General features: G+C 58.8%; 20 protein-coding genes, 1 pseudogene and 1 riboswitch. Of the genes and pseudogenes, 18 read left to right on the top strand and 3 right to left on the bottom strand.

What is annotated here, in order from left to right:
- Nucleotides 1-265 precede the first annotated feature (265 nt).
- The 11 genes from AAAB35_RS03980 (at nt 266) to thiD (ending at nt 11148) form a co-directional block, all read left to right on the top strand.
- Nucleotides 266-1324 carry a dipeptidase gene (locus AAAB35_RS03980; protein WP_340666928.1) on the top strand — a complete coding sequence of 353 codons (1059 nt, stop codon included), beginning with the start codon at nt 266-268 and terminating at the stop codon, nt 1322-1324.
- Between the two features lie 33 nt (nt 1325-1357).
- Nucleotides 1358-2968 carry an ABC transporter substrate-binding protein gene (locus AAAB35_RS03975; RefSeq protein ID WP_340666927.1) on the top strand — a complete coding sequence of 537 codons (1611 nt, stop codon included), beginning with the start codon at nt 1358-1360 and terminating at the stop codon, nt 2966-2968.
- Between the two features lie 21 nt (nt 2969-2989).
- Nucleotides 2990-4057, top strand: a complete 1068-nt coding sequence (locus tag AAAB35_RS03970; RefSeq protein ID WP_340666926.1) for an ABC transporter permease — start codon at nt 2990-2992, stop codon at nt 4055-4057.
- A complete protein-coding gene (nikC, locus tag AAAB35_RS03965; RefSeq protein ID WP_340666925.1) occupies nt 4054-4983 on the top strand; it encodes a nickel transporter permease in 930 nt (309 codons plus the stop codon). Before AAAB35_RS03970 ends, nikC begins: the two co-directional genes overlap by 4 nt.
- Nucleotides 4980-5813, top strand: a complete 834-nt coding sequence (locus AAAB35_RS03960; RefSeq protein WP_340666924.1) for an ABC transporter ATP-binding protein — start codon at nt 4980-4982, stop codon at nt 5811-5813. The genes nikC and AAAB35_RS03960 overlap by 4 nt, the downstream gene beginning before the upstream one ends.
- Complete coding sequence (locus AAAB35_RS03955) at nt 5810-6571, top strand: ABC transporter ATP-binding protein (RefSeq protein WP_340666923.1); 762 nt, start codon at nt 5810-5812, stop codon at nt 6569-6571. The genes AAAB35_RS03960 and AAAB35_RS03955 overlap by 4 nt, the downstream gene beginning before the upstream one ends.
- A 147-nt stretch (nt 6572-6718) precedes the next feature.
- Entirely contained in the window at nt 6719-7672 is a 954-nt protein-coding gene (locus AAAB35_RS03950; RefSeq protein ID WP_340666922.1) for a TadE/TadG family type IV pilus assembly protein, read from the top strand.
- Nucleotides 7673-7729: 57 nt separating this feature from the next.
- A riboswitch (TPP riboswitch) is annotated at nt 7730-7832 on the top strand.
- Between the two features lie 113 nt (nt 7833-7945).
- Nucleotides 7946-8689 carry an ABC transporter permease gene (locus AAAB35_RS03945; protein WP_340666921.1) on the top strand — a complete coding sequence of 248 codons (744 nt, stop codon included), beginning with the start codon at nt 7946-7948 and terminating at the stop codon, nt 8687-8689.
- A gap of 34 nt (nt 8690-8723) precedes the next feature.
- Nucleotides 8724-9680, top strand: a complete 957-nt coding sequence (locus tag AAAB35_RS03940) for an ABC transporter substrate-binding protein (RefSeq protein ID WP_340666920.1) — start codon at nt 8724-8726, stop codon at nt 9678-9680.
- Nucleotides 9681-9694: 14 nt separating this feature from the next.
- Nucleotides 9695-10357, top strand: coding sequence for a thiamine phosphate synthase (gene thiE, locus AAAB35_RS03935; protein ID WP_340666919.1), 663 nt, complete (start codon nt 9695-9697; stop codon nt 10355-10357).
- Nucleotides 10354-11148 (top strand): bifunctional hydroxymethylpyrimidine kinase/phosphomethylpyrimidine kinase, encoded by a 795-nt coding sequence (thiD, locus tag AAAB35_RS03930; RefSeq protein WP_340666918.1) that lies wholly within the window; start codon nt 10354-10356, stop codon nt 11146-11148. The genes thiE and thiD overlap by 4 nt, the downstream gene beginning before the upstream one ends.
- Before the next feature lie 202 nt (nt 11149-11350).
- On the opposite strand, the pseudogene AAAB35_RS03925 reads toward thiD, so the two are convergent.
- Nucleotides 11351-11689 (bottom strand): annotated as a pseudogene (locus AAAB35_RS03925) (lytic transglycosylase domain-containing protein); the annotation flags it as partial.
- 378 nt (nt 11690-12067) lie between these two features.
- On the opposite strand from AAAB35_RS03925, the gene AAAB35_RS03920 reads away from it, so the two are divergent.
- The 6 genes from AAAB35_RS03920 (at nt 12068) to AAAB35_RS03895 (ending at nt 17936) form a co-directional block, all read left to right on the top strand.
- A complete protein-coding gene (locus tag AAAB35_RS03920; protein WP_340666917.1) occupies nt 12068-12820 on the top strand; it encodes a FadR/GntR family transcriptional regulator in 753 nt (250 codons plus the stop codon).
- Between the two features lie 23 nt (nt 12821-12843).
- Entirely contained in the window at nt 12844-13821 is a 978-nt protein-coding gene (locus AAAB35_RS03915) for a sialic acid TRAP transporter substrate-binding protein SiaP (protein ID WP_340666916.1), read from the top strand.
- A gap of 70 nt (nt 13822-13891) precedes the next feature.
- Nucleotides 13892-14464, top strand: coding sequence for a TRAP transporter small permease (locus AAAB35_RS03910; RefSeq protein ID WP_340666915.1), 573 nt, complete (start codon nt 13892-13894; stop codon nt 14462-14464).
- A 3-nt stretch (nt 14465-14467) separates the two neighbouring features.
- Nucleotides 14468-15874 carry a TRAP transporter large permease gene (locus AAAB35_RS03905; RefSeq protein WP_340666914.1) on the top strand — a complete coding sequence of 469 codons (1407 nt, stop codon included), beginning with the start codon at nt 14468-14470 and terminating at the stop codon, nt 15872-15874.
- Nucleotides 15871-16917: an L-idonate 5-dehydrogenase gene (locus AAAB35_RS03900; protein WP_340666913.1), complete on the top strand. Its 1047-nt coding sequence runs from the start codon at nt 15871-15873 to the stop codon at nt 16915-16917. The genes AAAB35_RS03905 and AAAB35_RS03900 overlap by 4 nt, the downstream gene beginning before the upstream one ends.
- A 191-nt stretch (nt 16918-17108) precedes the next feature.
- Nucleotides 17109-17936, top strand: coding sequence for a D-alanyl-D-alanine carboxypeptidase family protein (locus AAAB35_RS03895; RefSeq protein ID WP_340666912.1), 828 nt, complete (start codon nt 17109-17111; stop codon nt 17934-17936).
- A gap of 28 nt (nt 17937-17964) precedes the next feature.
- On the opposite strand, the gene AAAB35_RS03890 is transcribed toward AAAB35_RS03895, so the two are convergent.
- Both AAAB35_RS03890 and AAAB35_RS03885 read right to left on the bottom strand, forming a co-directional pair.
- A complete protein-coding gene (locus AAAB35_RS03890; protein ID WP_340666911.1) occupies nt 17965-18789 on the bottom strand; it encodes an aldo/keto reductase in 825 nt (274 codons plus the stop codon).
- 16 nt (nt 18790-18805) lie between these two features.
- The gene (locus AAAB35_RS03885; protein WP_340666910.1) at nt 18806-19990 is read right to left on the bottom strand and encodes an MFS transporter; all 1185 of its coding nucleotides are present in this window, start codon (nt 19988-19990) and stop codon (nt 18806-18808) included.
- Nucleotides 19991-20153: 163 nt separating this feature from the next.
- Here AAAB35_RS03885 and AAAB35_RS03880 point away from each other — a divergent pair, with 163 nt between their 5' ends.
- Entirely contained in the window at nt 20154-21092 is a 939-nt protein-coding gene (locus AAAB35_RS03880; protein WP_340666909.1) for a LysR family transcriptional regulator, read from the top strand.
- Nucleotides 21093-21099 lie beyond the last annotated feature (7 nt).

Here is a 21099-nt window from a genome sequence, read left to right as displayed (position 1 = left end):
ACCTCTCGGCGTCCTCGGTTCGCGCCAGGATTCCCCACTGAGCCAATTGGGAGCACGTGCTTGGCTTTAGCGAGCGCTGTTGCCAATCAAGCCAGAGGTTGAATGCCGAAGGGGTCCAACCCACAGACTTTATACTTTTGTACAACAACGCTATTGCCTGTTCTTTCGCGTCATGATTTTTTGTCACTCGGCGACGTCGGTTCGGGATGGCGGGATGCTCGCCCGACGAAAATGTCGTCTTTTGCCAACCTGATCGGGAATTGAAATGCAGCCTGTCTTTGATGGTCACAACGATGTGCTTTACCGGTTGTGGAAACATTCGAGAGACGGCGCCGATCCGGTTCAGGAATTCGTTGAGGGGACAACTTCGGGGCATATCGACAAAATCCGGGCGCAGAAGGGCGGGCTGGCAGGCGGACTTTGTGCCATCTACGTTCCCTCGGGCGATCTTGCGTTCAAGGCGCCCGACGCCAATGGACACTATTCAACGCCACTGGCCGCGCCGCTGGAGCGGGCGCCGTCTCTGGATATTGCACTCGAAATGGCGTCAATCGCCCTGCGTCTGGAGCGCGGTGGCGGCTGGAAGCTTTGCCGAAGTACGGCAGAAATTGATGCGTGCATAAACAGCGGCACCTTTGCGGCGGTCCTGCATATGGAGGGCTGCGAGGCGCTCGGCGCCGACCTCTCAGCGCTCGACGTTTTCTATGCCGCAGGCCTTCGTACGCTTGGTCCCGTGTGGAGCCGAAATAATATCTTCGCACATGGCGTGCCCTTCGCCTACCCGATGGGCCCGGATACCGGACCTGGCCTGACGACCGAGGGCGAAGAACTCGTCCGCGCCTGCAACAGGCTCGGCATTCTCATCGATCTTGCTCACATCACGGAAAAAGGCTTTTGGGACATAGCGCGCATCAGCGATCAGCCGCTCGTTGCCAGCCACTCTAATGTGCATGCCCTGACGCCCGTTGCGCGCAACCTGACCGATAGGCAGCTCGATGCCGTGCGCGAGAGCAAGGGCGTCGTTGGCCTGAATTACGCGGTCGCCATGCTGCGCCCGGATGCACGCGAGAACGCAGATACGCCGCTATCGGACATGATTCGGCACATTGATTACATGGTGAACCGCATGGGAATCGACTGCGTGGCGCTCGGCTCAGATTTTGATGGCGCCAAGATTCCGGGTGAGATTGGCGATGCGAGTGGAAATCAAAACCTCGTTGCGGCCCTGCGGGATGCTGGCTATGCGGGGGATGACCTTGCGAAAATCTGCCGTAACAATTGGCTGCGCGTCCTGCGCTCCGCATGGCATGAAGAAAAACAATAAAAATTACACCGCTCTAGAACAGGGAACTGACCAATGCTGATGAATAAGATCGACTCCAAATTCCGCCGTTTGCTCGGCGGCGCCGCACTTTCCGCAATCCTGCTTTCCGGCGCTCCGGCATTTGCAGCAACGCCAGCCGACACGATGGTTGAAGCCTTTGCCATCGACGACGTGATCACCCTCGATCCGGCCGAAGCATTCGAGCTCACCACCGGCGAAATCAACGGCAATACCTATGACAAGCTGGTGCGGCTCGACATCAACGATCCATCGAAGATCGTCGCCGATATCGCGGACAGCTGGACGGTTTCCGATGATGGTCTTACCTACACGTTCAAGATCAAGCCCGACCTGAAGTTCGCCTCCGGCAATCCGATCACCGCTGAGGATGTCGCATGGTCGTTCGAGCGTGCGGTCAAGCTCGACAAGAGCCCAGCCTTCATTCTGACGCAGTTCGGCCTGAAGCCCGACAATGTGACCGAGAAGGCCAAGGCGACCGATGGGTCGACCTTCGTCTTCACCGTTGACCAGGCCTACGCGCCGAGCTTTGTCCTGAACTGCCTTACCGCTACCGTCGCTTCTGTGGTCGACAAGAAGCTCGTCTCCGAGCACGTCGTCAATGACGACTTCGGCTGGGCCTGGTTGAAGACAGCTTATGCCGGTTCCGGCCCGATGAAGATTCGGGATTGGCGCGCCAATGAGATCATCGTTCTCGAGCGCAATGACAATTATTACGGCACCAAGGCCCCGCTCAACCGCGTCATCTACCGTCACGTTAAGGAAAGTGCCGCGCAGCGCCTGCTGCTCGAAAAGGGCGATATCGACGTTGCGCGCAACCTTGAACCGAACGATCTGGAGCAGGTCGTAAAGAACAGCGACATCACTACGACCAACGCCCCGAAGGGCACGATCTATTACTTCAGTCTCAACCAGAAGAACCCCAATCTGGCCAAGCCTGAAGTGCGCGAAGCCTTGAAATATCTCGTCGACTACGACGCGATCGGTGAGAAGCTGATCAAGGGCATCGGCGAGATTCACCAGACCTTCCTGCCGAAGGGTATCCTCGGCGAGCTCGATGAAAATCCTTACAAGCTCGATGTTGCCAAGGCCAAGGAACTTCTCGAAAAGGCCGGCTTGAAGGACGGGTTCTCCTTCACGATGGACGTGCGCAACAACCAGCCAGTGACGGGAATTGCCGAATCCGTCCAGCAGACAATGGCCCAAGCGGGCGTCAAAATGGAAATCATCCCGGGCGATGGTAAGCAGACTCTTACCAAATATCGTGCGCGCACCCACGATTCTTACATCGGTCAGTGGGGTGTCGATTACTGGGATCCGAACTCGAATGCCGATACGTTCACCAACAATCCGAACAATTCTGACGAGGGTACCAACAAGACCCTCGCATGGCGCAACGCCTGGGACGTGCCGGAACTGACCAAGGAAACCAAGGCTGCCCTGCTCGAGCGCGACAATGCCAAGCGCGCCGCGATGTATCAGGATCTCCAGAAGAAGGTGCTCGCAACCAGCCCCTTCGTCTTGATTTTCCAGCAGACGGAAGTCTCCGCCCTTCGCTCGAACCTCAAGGGGTTCAAGCTCGGGCCATCCTTCGACACCAACTACGTCTTCAACGTATCGAAGTGATTGGGCCTCAGGGCTGATAGGATGAGCAATATCGAAACACAAATGGAGTCCAGGCGTTCCGGCGCCTGGGCCACGAGCTTTCTCTGGGGAGCAGGACGATTCGTGGTGATCGGGGTCATCACGTTCCTCGGGCTTCTTGCAGTCACGTTCTTTATCGGACGTGTTATCCCGATCGATCCGGCCCTGGCGATCGTCGGCGACCGCGCCCCGGCTCACGTCGTGGAACGGGTACGGGAGGAGCTTGGGCTCAATCTGCCGCTCTATCAGCAGTTTTTCCTCTATATAAAAGGCATATTGCAGGGTGATTTCGGCAATTCGGTGCTGACAACCAACCCGGTCATGACCGACATCAAGCGGGTTTTCCCGGCAACGATGGAACTCGCGACGCTCGGTACGCTTATCGGCGCCTGTATCGGTGTGCCGCTCGGCGTGCTCGCCGCTGTCAAGCGCGGCAGCCTCGCCGATCAATTCGTACGCATCATCGGCTTGATCGGCTATTCGGTGCCGATCTTCTGGCTCGGCCTTCTCGCTCTGCTGGTGTTTTATGCCAAGCTTGGATGGACCTCGGGACCCGGCCGTATCGACGTGGTTTACGAATACACGTTCACGCCTATCACCGGCTTCTACCTCCTTGATGCGGTGATGCAGGGCAATTGGGAAGCCTTCCGCAATATCTTCAGCTTCATCATTCTTCCGGCATCGCTGCTCGGCTATTTTTCGCTTGCCTATATCAGCCGCATGACCCGCAGTTTCATGCTCAACGAACTTGAGCAGGAATATATTGTCGCGGCGCGGGCAAAGGGCCTCTCAGAAACGCGCATCATCTGGGCGCACGCCTTGCGCAACGCCGCCGTTCCTCTTGTAACGGTGATTGCACTTTCCTATGCCGGCCTGCTTGAAGGTTCGGTCCTGACAGAGACGGTATTTTCGTGGCCGGGGCTCGGCTTGTATATTACCAACTCCCTGCAAAATGCCGACATGAACGCCGTGCTGGGTGGTACCATCATCATCGGCACCGTGTTCGTCGCCATCAATCTCCTGTCCGATCTTCTTTATCGGGCGCTTGACCCACGGACCCGCGCACGATGAGCCAGGCAATCGACACACCGCCTCTCACGCGCCGCCAATGGCTGATGAGCGACCGTCCGCAATCGCGCCTTCAGGCGCGTCTCGGCCGCGCCTATCTCGTCTGGAGCCGTTTCGCCAGCAACCGCCTCGCGCTGGTGGGCCTCGCAATCATCATCGTGCTGCTGCTTGTCGCCGCCTTCGCACCGCTGCTTGCACCGCATTCGCCAATCTCCGGCGACCTTCGCAATGCGCGCCTTTTGCCACCGGGCGGTGAGTATCTGCTCGGCACAGATGATCAGGGCCGCGACATTCTCTCGCGACTGATCTATGGCTCGCGCCTGACACTCTACGTTGTCATTCTGGTCGCTATCATTGCAGCGCCCATCGGCCTGCTGGTCGGTACGATTGCAGGTTATGCAGGGGGCTGGATTGACGCGGTATTGATGCGGATCACCGATATTTTCCTTGCCTTTCCGAAGCTCATCCTGGCCCTGGCTTTCGTTGCCGCGCTCGGACCTGGTATCGAGAACGCCGTCATTGCCATTGCGATTACGTCATGGCCACCCTATGCGCGCATTGCCCGTGCAGAGACGCTGACCGTGCGCAATTCCGACTATATCGCCGCAGTCCGTTTGATGGGCGCTTCGCCGACCCGCATTGTGCTGCGCCACATCATGCCGCTCTGCCTTTCCTCCCTGATCGTGCGGGTCACGCTCGACATGGCAGGTATTATCCTGACGGCCGCTGGCCTTGGCTTTCTTGGTCTTGGCGCCCAGCCGCCATTACCTGAATGGGGCGCAATGATCGCATCTGGACGGCGCTTCATCATGGATCAATGGTGGGTGGCAGCAATGCCGGGCTTTGCCATCCTTATCGTCAGTCTTGGCTTCAATCTTCTGGGTGACGGACTGCGCGACGCACTCGATCCGCGAGGCAACAACCAATGAGCACGATGCTGACGGTTGACGATCTTCGCGTCACGTTTCCGACCCGTACCGGTAGCGTCAATGCAGTGCGCGGCGTTTCGTTCACGCTGGGGCGCGAACGCCTCGGTATCGTCGGTGAATCAGGATCCGGCAAATCTCAGACCGGCCGCGCCATAATGGGCCTGACGCCGCCGCATGCCAGCATCACGGCGAAGACCCTCAACTTCGACGGCATCGATCTTCTTCGTGCTTCGGTCAAAGAACGGCGCGCGCTGCGCGGTAATCGAATCTCCATGATCCTGCAGGACCCGAAATATTCGCTCAATCCGGTAATGAGCATCGGAAGGCAAATCGTGGAGACGCTGCGCACCCACGAGAAGGTCAGCAGGCGCGAAGCGCGCCGGCGCGCACTCGATATGCTGGCAGCCGTCCAGATACGCGATCCCGAGCGTGTCTATGATTTGCATCCGCATGAAGTTTCGGGTGGCATGGGGCAGCGCGCCATGATCGCCATGATGCTGATAACCGGGCCGGAACTGCTCATTGCGGACGAACCGACCTCGGCGCTTGATGTTACTGTACAGCTCGACGTGCTCGGCATTCTCGACAACCTCGTACGCGACAGGGGCATGGGCCTGATCTTCATCTCGCACGATCTGCGGCTAGTCTCTTCGTTCTGCGACCGGGTGATCGTCATGTATGCTGGTCGGATCGTAGAAGAAATTGCCGCCAAGGATCTGCGCAATGCCAAGCACCCCTACACGCAGGGACTGCTGAATTGCATGCCAGAGATCGGCGCGGACCGGCATCCGCTCCCGGTACTCGACCGCAAACCGGAGTGGGCAGCATGACGCCGGCGCTGAAGCTCGACAATCTCCAAGTCACGTTCAATCGTTTCCGCGCTTTGCGGGGCGTAAGCCTTGAAGTGGTATCCGGGGAATCCTTCGGCCTCGTTGGCGAATCCGGTTCAGGGAAATCGACGCTGCTGCGGGCCGTGGCGGGGCTCGCGCCGGTGACTGGCGGGACGATCGAGGTGAATGGCAAAACGCTCGGTTCATCCCGCACGAAGGCCTTTTACCGTGATGTGCAGATGGTATTCCAGGACCCTTACGGCTCGCTGCACCCGCGCCAGACGGTGGATCGGTTGCTCCTGGAGCCGCTTGCCGTGCACGGCTTCGGCGATATCGAACGGCGCATCTTACGGGCGCTTGACGAAGTAGGGCTCGGTTCGAGTTTCCGCTTCCGCTATTCGCACCAACTCTCGGGCGGCCAGCGGCAGCGTGTTGCGATTGCCCGTGCGCTCATCCTCGAACCCTCGATCCTCCTTCTCGACGAACCCACCTCTGCGCTTGACGCATCGGTGCAGGCTGAGGTGCTGAACCTGCTCGAGCAGATACGCCGCGACCGTAAGTTGACTTTCGTGATGGTGAGTCATGATCTCGCCGTCGTCACGCATATGTGCGACCGGTTGATGGTGATGCAGCACGGAGCCGAAGTCGAACGGCTCACCGCCTCGGAACTTGCGAGGCGCCACGTCACGCAGGACTATACGCGCAACCTGCTCATCGCGAGCCAGGGATTCGTCAGGCCGGCAGTGCAGAATGCCTAGTCATTTTCATTGAATATTTACCATTTGCTGAGGCATTCTCGTGGAAACTGCCGGTTCGACGGGAAATCGTGAAAATCTGAATGAATTTTCTAAGCGGGCGTTTACGCCGGGCAATTGATGGTTGCGCTCATCGACTGGAGTGGGGCCATGAAGAACTTCCGCCAATTTATAAAAGATCGCCGCGGGGCAACCGCGATAACATTTGCATTGCTGCTCGTGCCGCTTCTGGGTTTCGCCGGGCTCGCGGTGGATTACAGCCGTGCGAGCAACGAGCGCTCGCGCCTGCAGAATGCCGCGGATGCCGCGGCACTCGCTGCGGCATCCGTATTCACCGGTTCCAACAAATCGACTGCCGAGGCAAAGGCACGGGCCTTCCTGCAGGCCAATCTCGGCCTCAAGGCGGAAGATATAAATGTGAACTTCAATACGGCGAATCAAAAGGTTACGATCAGCCTTGGTGGCCAGACCAACACCTTGTTCATGCACGTTCTCAATAAAGACAACATGCCGATCAGTGTAAACGCCACCGCGCTGGCGCCGCTCAAGCCTACGACGGCCAAGATCACCATCGACAAGGTAACCGGTTACTGGTTCAAGAAAGTTTCGATCATTGTCGTGCGCAACGGCACGGAGGTTGTGGTCGGCACCATCAAGTACACGGCGACCGACCATAATCTCTACAATGGACGCGGCGGCGGCAAGACGGACCCGGACATCAACACACCCGTCACCTTCGATCTCGGTGATTACACGAAACTCTATCTCAAGATGGAGATCAAGAACGACGGTTGTGACATTGGCTACAAAAACGATTCGTCGGGCCGCTATGTCAATTGCGTAGCAACCAACAGTTCGTCCTACGCCAAGTACAATTCCACGCTGAGAACAGACGATCCAAATACTGTCAATCACCTGTTCGTGGACGGCGTACAACTGCCGGCGGGATCCAAACCGCCGCTCGATGACCTGATGAATTGTGATAACGCGACGCACAGCCACGCCTGGGAAGATGGCGGCGGTTGGGCCGACCAGGACTTCTTCTACAAGATCAACGCGGCCTGCAAATCGGTCGATGGCGAAAACGTCCGCCTGACCCACTAGGGTCAGGTTGCTTTGATGCGGCGCGATTGACTTTGCCCTTGCGCCGCTCCATCATGATTTCATTCCGAGGGGGGCACTGTACAGTGCTGAGATAGCGTCGAGCTGGACCCTTGAACCTGATCCGGGTCATGCCGGCGTAGGAACGGGAATTGAGCATAGTTCGCGCCATTTCAGCCTTATCCTCGCACATGTCCGGATCTCCAACAGAGATGGAGTCCAGAGCGTGCCTTATTTCCTGACATCGACCGCGTCTTGCCGGTAACGGCTCGGGCCATGCGCCTCGTTTTTCGCACGGTCATGGCGCTTGCCGCCGTCGCCGCGTGCTGGCAGGCGGTCGTCTGGCTGTTCCAACCACCACGCTTCATTCTGCCCGGACCGGCCGCAGTTGGGGCCGCCCTCATCGAGCAGCGACATTATCTCGGCTTGCATGCCTCGATCACCGTTGCGGAAATCGTGCTGGGCCTCCTGTTCGGCGGGCTTGCCGGAATTTTGACAGCGCTCCTCCTGGCCGGCATGCCCGCCTTTCGCCACGTCATGTGGCCTGTGCTTCTCGTCTTGCAGGCGCTGCCGGTGTTTGCGATCGCACCGCTGCTCGTCCTGTGGTTCGGCTTTGGGCTTGCGTCCAAGGTCGTGATGGCAAGCCTCATCATCTTCTTCCCCGTCGCGTCTGCCTTTGCCGATGGATTGCAGCGCACCAGCCGGGATCTGCTGGATGCCGCTTCGCTCACGCAGGCGACATCGCTTGCGACGCTGCTTCTCGTTCGCGTGCCGAGCGCCTTGCCATCGCTCGGGTCAGGTCTTCGCGTGGCCGCCGTCTTTGCCCCGATCGGCGCCGTGATAGGCGAATGGGTCGGGTCATCGCGGGGGCTCGGTTTCGTGATGTTGCAGGCCAATGCCCGCATGCAGACCGAAACGCTGTTCGCTGCGCTCATGATCCTCGCGACTCTTACCATCGCCCTGCGGTTCCTCGTCGATGCCCTTACCCGGCATCTTACCCCCTGGGCACACGAGTCATGACCATTCCTCCGTTCAACCCGACAAAGGACCACCTATGTTCCGCTCGCTCCCATTGATCCTGACGGTTTGTCTCGCGCTGCTTCCGGTACCGGCCATGGCTGCCGACAAGCTGACGGTGCTCCTCGAATGGTTCGTCAATCCCGACCATGCTCCTCTCGTTATCGCACGTGAGAAAGGCTACTTTGCCGATGTGGGTCTCGATGTGGAACTGATACCGCCGGCCGATCCTGCGGCGCCGCCACGTCTCGTCGCGGCAAAACAGGCCGATATCGCCATCCACTACCAGCCGAATCTTTATCTCGACCATGACGCAGGCTTGCCGTTGGTGCGTTTCGGAACGTTGGTCGAGACACCGCTCAACACTGTGATGACCTTGGCCGGCGGGCCGATCAAGAGCCTCAAGGACCTCAAGGGCAAGAAGGTCGGGTTTTCCGTCGCCGGTTTCGAGGATGCGATGCTAGGCGCCATGCTCAAGTCCGTAGGCATGTCAATCGCCGATGTCGAACTGATCAATGTCAACTTTGCCCTCTCGGCCTCGTTGATCGCCGGTCAGGTGGATGCGACCGTCGGGGGCTACCGGAACTTCGAACTGACGCAGATGGCGCTGGAAGCCCACGAGGGCAGGGCCTTCTATCCGGAAGAGCATGGCGTACCGATCTATGATGAGCTGATTTTCGTGACACACCGCGATCTGTTGGCGGACGACCGGCTGCCGCGCTTTCTGAACGCCGTCGAGAAGGGGGCGATCTACCTTACCAATCATCCGGACGAGAGCTGGCAGATCTTCATCAAAGCCTATCCGGATCTCGACAATCCGCTCAACAGGCAGGCCTTTACCGATACGTTGCCGCGCTTTGCCAAACGGCCAGCGGCGCTTGATCGCGGCCGCTATGAGCGGCTTGCCGTGTTCATGCACGATGCCGGGCTGATCAAGACGGTACCTGACATCGGCGATCTCGCCGTTGAACTTCGCCAATCTCCATTGCTCTAATCACAGAGAATATCATGCCAAAAGTAGATTTCCGGCTGAATGCCATTGTTGACGTCGATGCCATCGGAAGTGAAAAGGACCTCGGAATACTAGCGCTAGCGGCAGTGCGCGGCGGCGCGACCATCATCCAATATCGCGATAAGAACTCACCGACCCGTCTGATGGTTGAGCGCGGGCGGCGCATCCGCGATGCCTTGCGCGAAACCGGAATACCCCTCGTTGTCAACGACCGTGTGGATGTCGCGCTTGCCGTGGGCGCGGACGGCGTTCACGTCGGGCGCGACGACATGCTTGTCGGTGATGCCCGGCGGTTGCTCGGTCCGGATGCAATCATAGGATTGACGGTCAAGAGCGAGGCAGACGCCGAGGCGGCCATTGCTGGCGACATCGACTATGCCTGCATTGGCGGTCTGTTTGAAACACCAGCCAAGCACAACCCTGACGGGCCCATCGGCTTTGACGGATATAGTCGCCTTGCGCAGATCATCCGGGTGCGGAAGCCGGACCTGCCCATCGGGGCGATCGCCGGTATCGATCTTCAGCGCACGGCTCCAGCCATTGGCGCGGGGGCCGACGGCATTGCGGTGATTTCCGCAATTTTCCGACAGCACGACCCGGAGGGATCTGCGCGAACTCTGCGCGAGGCGGTCGACAGGGCGCTTGAGGCGCGCGCATGACGGCGATCGCATTGACAATTGCCGGCTCGGACAGCGGCGGTGGCGCAGGCGTCCAGGCGGACCTGAAGACGTTTTCAGCCCTCGGCGTTTATGGCGCCAGCGTGCTGACGGCGATCACTGCGCAGAACACTAAAGGCGTAACTGCTATCGAAAACCTGTCGCCGACAATCATCGAAGCTCAGATTGACGCAGTCCTTGCCGATATCGAAGTCGACGCCATAAAGATCGGCATGGTTTCGACCATTGGGGCAATCGATAGCATTGCGGGAGCATTGCAGCGCTGGGATCGATCGATCGTACTCGACCCCGTCATGGTGGCGACCTCGGGTGACCGGCTTCTAGATCCCAACGCGATCGATGCGTTGAAACGACAGCTCTTTCCAAAAGCAATGGTCGTAACGCCCAACCTTGCAGAAGCCGCTCTTCTAACCGGCATGCCCGTCGCCGAAAATGCGGATCAAATGCTGCAACAGGCCGAGCTCCTGTTGGAACTTGGTCCATCAGCAGTCTTGATCAAGGGCGGCCACGCCAAAGGCGCGATGAGCAATGATCTCCTCGTTGACAGAGGTTGGCCGAGCTGGTTTTCCGCGTCCCGCATCGCGACCGACAACGATCATGGAACCGGTTGTACGCTGGCGTCGGCAATTACCGCCGAACTGGCCAAGGGTAAAACGCTACAAGGCGCGGTCGCCGGCGCAAAGGATTATTTAACGGCAGCGATGGTTGCTGGTGCCAGTCTCAAAGTGGGGCAGGGGCGCGGCCCGGTGCACCATTTCCACCAGTGGTGGTAGGCGCGATCGTAGAGGCAAGGAGGTCCTGCCGCTCGAAAGGCAGCGGGATCACGGCCGGGAACACAACCTTCCCGTCGGCATAGGCAAGTTCGGTCGGCGTCATGAGGGCGCTCGCCGCTTGGGCGGCAGGAACTGTAGTTGCGTCGGATGGCGTGGCAACGAGTGCCGTTTGCACCGGCTCAGCCGAGGGTTCGAGGACGTCCAACATGCCCTTCTGCTTGGCCTGGTAATAATACCCGCGCGAGTAAAGGCGGACCGCCTGATCGGGGTTGTTGTCTGCGACCTTGTAGGCACCCGCGAGATACTTCACCCCATATTTGAGGTTGGTCTCGGCATCGAGCAATTCCTTGGCGCTGCCATCATGGCCAAGGCCGCGCGCCGTCGCGGGCAGCAACTGCATCAGGCCCCAATAGGGACCGTTGCGCGCCTGTGGGTTAAACCGGCTCTCACGCTTGACGACCCTCCGTACCAGGGACTCGGGTACAGCGTAGGCGACTGAGTATTTTGTGATCAGACCATCGACGGATGTGCCAGATGTCTTGGCTGCAGGCTTGGTTTCGGTCGCTGCAACGCGTGGTGCGGCCTCGGGAACCGGGATCGATGCCGCGCTCGGCAGTTTGGGATCGGTTGTCGAGCAAGCGCCGAGAACCAAGGCAAGGCTCAGGGCAGCGAAGGCGCGCGGCAATCGGATTTGAAGCAGCATTTGTCACCGGTCGAAGAAGTCGTAGCGTCGAGATTTCTCTTAGCTTGTTCGTGCCGGGCTGCGTCAATCACTTTCCGATACAGAGTGTAACAATACCGCCCACTGGCTGTCTGGGTGTAGGCGGTTGACTCAAGCATATATATCAATGTATCAGTTAACGATTGGTAAGGCCAGTTTACCAGTCAAGCGCGGAGAGGAGCCGTGCGGGGAGGACCAATGTTCGCAGCGATCCAGCCGCGCCGCCTGTACCAACAGGTCGCGGAACAGATCCGGGATCTGATCGAATGCGGCTCGTTCGCCGTTGGCGAGCGGTTGCCGGGCGAACGCGAACTTGCCGAAGAGCTTGGTGTATCGCGTCCGACAATCCGCGAAGCCCTTATTGCGCTCGAAGTCGAAGGGCTTGTTCATATTCGCATGGGCTCGGGCATCTATGTGACGCACCAGCGGCGCGAAAAGCCGGTCCTGGCCCCCTCCGACGATCTGGAGGGCCCGTTCGAATTGTTGCGTGCGCGTTCGCTCATTGAATGCGCCATCGTCGAGGAAGCCGCGAAAGTGGTGACGCCTGTTCAGGTCGAAGCCATGGATGCGGTGCTGACCAAAATGGCGAAAACGTTCAACAATCCGCATGCGTCCATCACGCTCGACCGAACTTTTCACACGACGATTGCCGGTATCATCGAGAATGCGGTGCTCGAGCGGTTCGTTGGCGAACTTTTCGATCAACGCATGACGCCGTTTTTCGAGCGTCTGGCCAGCTATTTCGAAAGCCCTGTCTCGTGGCGCGAGGCATTCGAGGAGCACCGGGCAATTCGTGATGCGATTGTTTCCGGCGATCCAGCGCGCGCCAAGGCAGCGATGCAGTTCCACCTGCAACAATCACAATCGAGATTTTCCAAGAGTTTCGACGAGGAACTCGAAAGCGAGAAACATCATCCGGCGGGAGGCCGGACCCCAAACACTATAATCTGATTTCAATCTGGGAGGAGAAGGACATGAAAATCAAGCTTATGGCCATTATGGGAGCGGTGGCCGCGCTCGCACTTTCTGCTGCTGCGGCACAGGCTCAGACGGCTTTGAAGTGGGCGCACGTCTATGAGACATCGGAACCGTTTCATACCGAATCCGTCTGGGCTGCTGAAGAAATCAACAAGCGCACCAACGGCCGCTACAAGATCGATGTCTTTCCGGCATCGCAGCTTGGCAAGGAAGCTGACATTAATCAGGGTCTGAAGCTTGGCACTGTCGATATCATCATTTCCGGCTCGAGCTTCGCGGCGCGCGACTACAAGCCGATCGGCGTCACATACTTCCCCTATATTTTCCGTGGCCCGGAACACCTGATCGCCTACACGAAGAGTGATGTCTTCAAGCGGCTTGCCGCCGGCTATGAAGAGAAGACCGGCAATCATATCGCCGCCGTCAGCTATTACGGCACCCGCCAGACGACGTCGAACAAGCCGATCGCGAAATGCTCGGATATGGAGGGTCTGAAGATCCGTGTGCCGGACGTGCCGGCATATCTCGCCATGCCGCGTGCCTGTGGCGCCAACACGACGCCGATCGCTTTCGCCGAAGTCTATCTCGCCCTGCAGAATGGCACTGTCGAAGCCCAGGAAAACCCGCTGACAACGATTGAAGCGAAGAAGTTCTACGAGGTGCAGAAGAACATCGTGCTGACTGGCCATATTGTGGACCATCTCAACACGGTCGTCTCTAAGCAGCTCTGGTCGAGTCTCTCAGACGAAGACAAGAAAATCTTCGGTGAGGTCATGCAGGAAGCAGCCGAGCGCACGACCAAGACCATCGAGGAGAAGGAAAAAGCGCTCGTCACGACGTTCAAGGAAAAGGGCATTAACGTGACCGAAGTCGACAAGGCCGACTTTGAAAAAGCTGTCATGGAAAAGGTGAAGTTTGAGGACTTCGGCTACGAGAAGTCTGACTGGGAGGCCATTCGCGCCATCAAGGAATGATCCACGGAGGGCCGGACGGCACAGCCGCCCGGCCATTCCACCACGCTGATGCGACGACTGGAGAATGCCGATGGCAAAGGAAGTTCATACCCAGATTACCGCCGAGGAAATCGCCCATTCCTTCGAGGAAGCGGCGCCCGTGGCACACGTTGCGGACTATGCGCTCGAAGACTGGCTGACGCTCGCCGTTTTTTGGCTGATGACCGCCTGCGTGTTCGTGCAGTTCTTTACCCGCTATGTTCTCAATAACAGCTATGCATGGACGGAGGAGATAGCAACCAACTGCCTCATTGCAGTCGTTTTCCTGGGCTCGATCATGTGCGTGCGCGTATCGCGCCACATCCAGGTCGACGTACTCTATCACTATCTTCCGGTTTCCATTGCCCGCGTCCTGTCGACGTTTGTCGACATCGTGCGTATCGGTTTCTTCGCCTATGGGGTCTGGCTCATGTGGCGCTATACCGACATCGTCGCCGACGAGCGCATGGTGACGATCGACCTGCCGCGAAACATCGTTTTCTACGCCGTCTTTGCCGCATTCGTATTGATGCTCGTTCGCTCCATCCAGGTTTTCATCAGCAATATGCGCCGGGGCTATTCGGTTCTCGAACGGCCCGAGGAATTTCACAAGGTAGAGGATTGATCCATGCTGCTGCTCGTCGGAACATTTCTCGTCCTCATGCTTGTCGGCGTCCCGGTGGCGATCTCGATGGCCGTCGCATCGGTGCTCTATCTGGTCTTCTTTGGTGTCGCCCCTGACATCATCGTGGCGCAGCGCATGATCGCAGGCGTCGAGAGCTTCCCGCTACTCGCGGTGCCGTTCTTCATCCTGGCCGGAAATCTCATGAACTCGGCGGGCGTCACCGGCCGCATCTATTCCTTCGCGGTCGCGCTCGTCGGCTGGATGAAAGGCGGGCTTGCCCAGGTCAACATCATCGGCTCGGTCATCTTCTCCGGCATGTCCGGTACGGCGCTTGCCGATGCCGCCGGGATCGGCACGATCGAAATCAAGGCCATGAAGGACCACGGTTATCCGGTCGATGCGGCCGTCGGTGTAACCGCCGCCTCCGCGACCCTTGGTCCGATCTTTCCGCCCTCATTGCCGTTCGTCATTTACGGCATGATGGCCAATGTCTCTATCGGCGCGCTTTTCATGGCCGGCATTTTGCCCGGTATCGTCATGACCGTGCTGATGATGGTCACGGTTGCCATATTCGCTTACGTCAAGCGCTGGGGCTCCGACGCACCATTCGAGATCAAGCAGCTTCTCGAAGCCTCGCTGGAAATCGTCGTTGTCCTCAGTGTCCCGGTCGTGATTTACCTTCTGACCCTTACCGGGCTGTCGATCAACGCATCGGTCGGCATCGCGCTTGTCCTTTTGCTTGCAGCCGACTGGTACTTCGACTTTTCGGCGGTCATGGCGCTCATGACGCCGGTCATCCTGATCGGCGGCATGACGATGGGCTGGTTCACGCCGACCGAGGCCGCGGTTGCCGCCGTGCTCTGGTCCCTGTTCCTCGGGCTTGTCCGCTACCGCACGATGACTCTGTCGAGCCTGGCGAAGGCGAGCTTCGACACGATCGAGACTACGGCATCTGTGCTGTTCATCGTCACGGCGGCATCGGTGTTTGCCTGGCTTTTGACCGTAAGCCAAGCAGCGCAGCTTCTTTCGTCGACAATCCTCTCGATCACGGAAAACAAGTGGGTGTTCCTCATCCTCGTGAACCTGTTGATGCTGTTCGTCGGCTGCTTCCTCGATACGATTGCCGCGATCACCATCCTCGTGCCGATCCTCTTGCCACTTGTGCTCAAGTTCGGCATTGACCCCGTGCATTTCGGTTTGATCATGACGCTCAACCTGATGATCGGCCTTCTGCATCCGCCGCTCGGCATGGTATTGTTCGTCCTGTCACGGGTCGCCAAACTTTCTGTCGAACGCACCACCATGGCGATCCTGCCTTGGCTCGTTCCGCTCTTTATCGCGCTGATCGCCATTACCTTCATCCCGGCGATTACACTTTGGCTGCCAACACAATTGGGTCTGATCAGATGAGTACGAAAGGCATAGCTGCTACACTCTTCGGCGCGGAGGATCTTCGCGTCGTCGATATCGAACTTGGCGAAGTTGCGCCCAACATGGTCCGTGTCAAGTTCGGCGCCGGTGGTATCTGCGGGTCGGACATGCACTACTTCCGCCATGCAAGGACGGGCGATTTCGTTGTCACGTCTCCGTTGATCCTTGGCCACGAGATTGCCGGCGAGGTGGTGGCCCTCGGCAGCAATGTCACGTCGCTCAGCGTGGGCGATCATGTTGCGGTCAATCCCTCGCGCTGGTGCGAGACCTGTGTTTATTGCCATGAGGGCCGCCCCAACCTCTGCGAGAACATCTATTTCATGGGATCCGCTTCCAAGACGCCGCATATGCAGGGTGGGTTCGCCAGCCTCTTCGACGCAACCGCGGCCCAGTGCGTGAAGGTCCCGGCAGACCTTCCACTGGAGGCCGCGGCACTCGCCGAGCCGCTCGCGGTCTGCCTGCATGCAGTCCGGCGTGCCGGCCATGTCAAGGGTTTCTCCACCATAATCTTCGGAGCGGGGCCAATCGGCCTGCTGACGATGCTCGCTTTGAAACATGCCGAGGCAGGTTCGGTGACCATGGTCGATGTTGCCGCGGCACCGCTGAAATTTGCCGAAGAACTGGGCGCCGACCAAATTGTAGACTTGTCAAAGGGCGAAGAACAATTGGCAACACTGGCGCAGGCGACGCCATTCGATATCGCCTTCGAAATTTCGGGAACCGCCGCCGGATTAGCGTCGGCTATCCGGACCGTGCGTCGCGGCGGAACCGTGGTCCAGGTCGGCAATCTTGCAGGAGGCACCATACCCGTGCCGGCCAACGCTGTCATGGCCAAGGAACTCGACCTCGTCGGGACTTTCCGGTTCGGCGAGGAATTCTTCGAGGCGGTCGAATTGATAGTCGGAGGCAAGATCGACGTATTGCGATTGGTGACTGGGGAATATCAGCTTTCGGATGCTCCGGAGGCCTTTTTAACCGCGCTCGACCGCTCGCGCAGCGTCAAGGTTGTTTTGAAAGCATGAGGCAGCGGCAATTTACGTTGCGCGCCGGTGCTTGGCGAATTAGCCGAAATCGGCTAACAAGCGCCGGTAACGCTGATTTATTAACGATCCTGCGATAGGATTTTGCTTCTGTCGCGGGTAAAACGATCCGGAAGACAAACGTGGGGCGAGTTCTTAGGGCTTTGTATTCGTTATCGAAATCCGTAACTTTGATGGCGGTGATCCTTGGTATCGCGAGTGGTTGCACGACGGCCGCCACGCTCGATCCGACCCCTGCGACGGTCGCGGTCGTGCCCCTGAACTCCGAAAAATATGCGTCCGTCGTCGTTGATGGCAGCACAGGGGTTGTTCTCTATTCGGCAAATGCCGATTTGCCGCGCGTTCCCGCATCATTGACCAAGATGATGACGCTCTACCTCACGTTCGAAGCCCTCCAGTCGGGTCGGATCTCCAAATCGACCATGATCCCGGTTTCGGCGCATGCGGCATCGCAGGCCCCCAGCAAGCTTGGCATCCGCCCGGGCCAGGCCATTGACGTCGACACGGCGATCAAGGCGATCGTCGTGAAATCGGCGAATGACGTTGCCGTGGCGCTCGCGGAATATCTTGGCGGCAGCGAAGACCAGTTTGCGGCGCTGATGACCGAGAAGGCTCGACGCCTTGGCATGAGGGGCACGAACTTCCATAACGCCTCTGGCCTGCCCGACCCACAACAGATCACGACGGCGCGCGACATGGCCCTGCTCGGCCTCGCATTGCGTCGGCATTATCCCGGGCAATACTACTATTTCGCCGCGCACGATTTCGTTTTCAACGGCAAACAGATTCGTGGTCATAACCGCGTTCTCGACCAGGTCAACGGCGCCGACGGCATCAAGACTGGCTACGTGCGGGCTTCGGGCTTCAACATCGTCACCTCTGTCAGCGATAATGGCCGTCAGCTCATTGCTGTCGTGATGGGTGGCAATACAGCCAGAAGCCGCGACGCCCAGGTCGTTAACCTCGTCAACCAATACCTCCCTCAGGTTGCATCGCGATAGCGCGGGTTGAAGGTCGCGGCGGCGCTCACTAGTCCCATTTCGGGGCAAGATGCCCCGGATTGACGATCCGGCCGTTGGGCCTCGCCAGCGCATACAGCGCCTGCATCTCGTCACCCGATAACTCGAAATCGAAGATCTCGAAATTGCTACGGGCCCGCTCTTCACTCACCGTCTTCGATAGCGCAACGACGCCCTTCTGTTGGACGAGCCAGCGAAGCACCACCTGTGCCTCACTCTTGCCGTGGGCCGCGGCGATCGCCTTGATCGCCGGATCGCCGATAACCTTGCCGTCGGCCATTGCATAATAGGCGGTAATGCTCATGCCATGCTTGCGTGCCGCTTCGAGCACGGCGGTCTGGTCGAGATAGGGATGATACTCGACCTGATTGGTGACGATCGGCGCCTTGCTAAGCGCAACAGCCTCGGCCATCAGCGCCGTATTGAAATTGCTGACGCCGATGTGGCGGACCTTGCCGGCTTCGTGCACTTCATTCAGTGCTCCGATACGTTCCGCGAGTGGTACGTCGCTTTGCGGCCAATGCAGCAGGAGGAGGTCGACGTAGTCGGTCTTCAGCTTCCTGAGGCTCTCGTCAACAGACTTGACGAAGGCATCATGCCGGTACTTGTCAACCCAGACCTTCGTGGTGAGGAAGATCTCGCCTCGGGCGACACCCGAGCTTGCGATGGCTTCACCCACTTCGGCTTCGTTGCCATAGATTTGAGCCGTATCGACATGGCGGTAACCGAGCTTGAGGGCGGCCGGCACCATGCGAAGCACGTCATTGCCGGGCATACGGAACGTACCGAAGCCGATTGCCGGAATTTCTGCGCCATTGGCGTTTACATTGAACATCGCTTTTTCCTTTGTCTTAACAGGTGGCCAGAGCTTCGACCGATGCGCGCCGGTCGAGCAACTGGCTCCAGAGCGTCAGCCCGAGGGCTCCGACGACGAGAAGGGCACCGACCCAAGGTGTCGCACCGAGCCCGAGCGGGGAGGCGACGATGGTGCCGCCAAGAAAGGCGCCGCCGGCAATGCCAAGATTGAACGCGGCAATGTTGAGCGCCGAGGCGACATCGACCGTATCAGGCGTATGCACCTTGGCAAGCTGTACCACATAGAGCTGCAGGCCCGGAACATTGGAGAAGGAAAGTGCTCCCAGTGCGGCAAGTGTTACCAGCGACCAGACCGGAGATGCGGCAGTGATGGTGAAAGCGGCGAGAACGGCAGCCTGAAGCGCGAACATCACCACCAGGGCGCCGACCGGATTGCCATCGGCAATGCGCCCGCCGGCCATGTTGCCGACTGCGATCGCAAGGCCGTAGAGCACGAGAATGAGGCTGACCGTCGACTCGCCGAATCCGGTGATCTGCTGCAGGACAGGGGCAAGGAATGTGAACATCACGAAGGTGCCGCCATAGCCAAGAGCTGTCATGGCGAATGCGAGAAGCAGCCGGCCGCTTGCGAGGACGCGCACCTGGTCGATGAGGCGGGCAGGAGCGGCCTTGGCGATCTTCGAAGGCAAGAGCATGGCTATCGCTGCGAATGCAATGACGCCGAGGCCTGATACGGCCCAGAAGGTGGCCCGCCAGCCGAGTTGCTGGCCGATGAACGTGCCGAGCGGCACGCCGGTGACGATAGCAACGGTAAGGCCGAGGAACATCATAGCGATGGCCGAAGCGCGGCGGTTGGGCGCGACGAGATCGGCCGCGATGGTGGCGCCAACTGAGAAGAATACGCCATGAGCAAAGGCGCTGAGGACGCGCGCAACCAATAGAAGCTCGTAACTTGGCGCGAGGGCTGCAGCTGTATTGCCGACGATGAAAAGCACCATCAGTCCGAGCAGCAACGGCTTGCGTTCGAGGCGGCCGGTCAGAGCCGTCAGGACTGGCGCGCCGAACGTCACGCCAAGCGCGTAGACACTGACGATGAGGCCGGCAAGCGGCAAGGAGATGTTGAGGTCATTGGCGACCGTGGGGAGCAGGCCGACGATGACGAACTCCGTCGTCCCGATGGCATAGGCGCTGATCGTCAACGCCAATAGAGCGAGTGGCATTGTGTTGTCCTTTCAAGAAGGCCGTCTTGGGAACCGGCCGCGAAATAGGGTTCATCCAACCCTGGGTTCATTTCCGGCAAATATGGCTCGCGGCGATTAACTTGATAATCTGGACCTAATGCGCAATACTTGTGAAGTGAGTTCACAAGTGGCGGGCTTAGACATGGATAATCGGGCCGGGGAAATGGACGTCTTCGTGCAGGCGGTGGAACTCAACAGTTTCTCTGCGGCGGGACGACGGCTTGGCCTGTCACCTTCAGCCGTCAGCAAGATGATAAGCCGCATCGAGGAACGGCTTGGCACGCGCCTTCTCGTCCGTTCGACACGCACGCTGCAGTTGACACCCGAAGGGGAAGTCTATCACCAGCGCGCCATGCGCATCGTAGCGGAAATCGAGGAGGCGGAGCGGGCTGTCGCCCACGGCGCGTCCGCCGCGCCGCGCGGCGTTTTGCGGGTCAACTCATCAGTTCCTGTGGGCGTAACCTGTATTCTGCCGCTCGTGCCGAAATTCCTGGCGAAGTATCCGGACGTCAGGCTGGATGTTTCGCTGAGTGACGGCGTCGTCGACCTTATCGAGGAACGGGCCGATATTGCGATCCGCGTCGGACCCATGCGCAATTCCGCATTAAAGGCGCGCAAGCTCTTCGAGAGCCGCGTGGTGGTCATCGCTGCGCCGGATTATCTCGAAAGGCATGGCGTTCCAAAGCGGCCAAGCGATCTCGAGCAGCATAATTGTCTCAATTTCAACTTCCGTCGCGCGTTGAACGAGTGGCCTTTTCGTGACCCCCAGTCTCAGGAAACGGAACTTTTGCCTGTTTCCGGCAATTTCGTTTCCAACAATGGCGAAACCGCACAACAGATGTGCGTTGCCGGGCTCGGGATTGCCCGGCTTGGTCTCTTTCACGTGATTGACGACCTTCGAAAAGGACGCCTGAAAGTGCTTCTCGAGGCGTATAATCCCGGCGACCTCGAACTTATCCATGCGGTATTCGTCGGACATGAATATCTCGCGGCGAGGGTCCGCAGTTTTGTCGATTTCCTTGTGGAGAATATCGGGCCGTGTAATGAACTTTCAGCACCTGAAGCAGCCATCGCTAGCTGATCGAGAC

Source organism: Phyllobacterium sp. (genome assembly GCF_037994425.1).
GTDB lineage: Bacteria > Pseudomonadota > Alphaproteobacteria > Rhizobiales > Rhizobiaceae > Phyllobacterium.
This window is presented reverse-complemented; position numbering and strand designations above follow the sequence as displayed.